This window comes from Nonomuraea sp. NPDC003560, assembly GCF_042878785.1.
Classification (GTDB): domain Bacteria; phylum Actinomycetota; class Actinomycetes; order Streptosporangiales; family Streptosporangiaceae; genus Nonomuraea.
Genome location: NZ_JBIAOF010000040.1, coordinates 1 through 1,417, shown reverse-complemented (window position 1 = coordinate 1,417; position 1,417 = coordinate 1). Strand labels below are relative to the sequence as shown.

Genomic DNA, 1,417 nt, shown 5'->3' with positions numbered 1-1,417 from the left:
GGGTTGCGTCCACGGGAGTGGTGTACGAGTTTGACCTGGTCACAAGCGTGGCGGCCGTGAAACAGAGACGGCCATCGCGTGATCCTTCGAGTGCGAACAACGAAGGAGATCAAGGCGATGGCCGCAGACAACAGTGTGACGCCTGCACAGTGGCTGGCGAAGCAGATCCAGACCGATGACCCCGACGTGTTGCGATCCATGGTCAAGACCATGGCTGAGGCGTTGATGTCGGCCGAGGCCGACACCCTGTGCGGAGCGCCGTACGGCCAGCGCAGCAACGAGCGGACCAACGCGCGTAACGGCTACCGCCGGCGGGAATGGGACACCCGCGCCGGCACTGTGGAACTGGCGATCCCCAAGCTGCGCTCAGGCTCCTACTTCCCTGACTGGCTGCTGGAGCGCCGCCGCCGCGCCGAGCAGGCGCTGATCAGCGTGGTGGCCACCAGCTACCTGCTCGGGGTCTCGACACGGCGGGTGGACAAGCTGGTCGAGCAACTCGGCATCAAGCACATCTCCAAAAGCCAGGTCAGCCAGATGGCCAAGATCCTGGACGAGCAGGTCGAAGCCTTCCGCACCCGGGCCTTGGACGCCGGCCCCTACACCTTCCTCTGGCTGGACGCGCTGACGCAGAAGGTGCGTGAAGGCGGCCGCATCATCAACGTGCACTGCCTGGTGGCCACCGGGGTCAACGCCGACGGACGGCGGGAGATCCTCGGGCTGGAGGTCACCACCGGCGAGGACGGCGCGGGCTGGCTGTCGTTCCTGCGCGGCCTGGTCGCCCGCGGCCTGTCCGGCGTGCAGCTGGTGATCTCCGACTGTCACCGCGGCCTGGTCTCGGCGATCGGCGCCGTACTGGCGGGTGCGTCCTGGCAGCGATGCAGAACCCACTACCTGCGCAACCTGCTCACCTGCGTGGCCAAGAGCGCACAGCCGTTCGTGGCCACGCTGGTGCGGACCATCTTCGACCAGCCCGACGCCGCCTCGGTGCGCGCCCAGCATGCCTGGGTGCTGGACGCGTTGGAGGCCAAGCATCCAGCTGCTGCGCAGCACCTGGACGCCGCTCGGGAGGATCTGCTGGCCTTCGCCGCCTTCCCTCGCGAGATCTGGACCCAGATCTGGTCGAACAACCCACAGGAACGGCTGAACAAGGAGATCCGCCGCCGCACCGACGTGGTCGGCATCTTCCCCGACCGAGCCGCGATCGTCCGGCTGGTCGGCGCCGTCCTGGCCGAACAGAGCGATGAGTGGGTCGAAGCCCGCCGCTACATGGGGTTGGACGTGCTGGCCAAAGCGCGTCTGCGGTTCGTTCCGGGCGACACATCCACCCCGGCCCCGATCCCGCAGACACTGACCGCTTAACCTGCAGATACAGGATCACGCGAAGATCGATTCGTACACCACGTCCGTGGACGTGACC

The 1,417-nt window shown here is 67.0% G+C and carries 1 protein-coding gene; it reads left to right on the top strand.

Annotated elements, in window-relative coordinates:
• Positions 1-117 precede the first annotated feature (117 nt).
• Positions 118-1,359, top strand: a complete 1,242-nt coding sequence (locus tag ACFYUV_RS51405) for an IS256 family transposase (protein ID WP_387683447.1) — start codon at positions 118-120, stop codon at positions 1,357-1,359.
• Positions 1,360-1,417 lie beyond the last annotated feature (58 nt).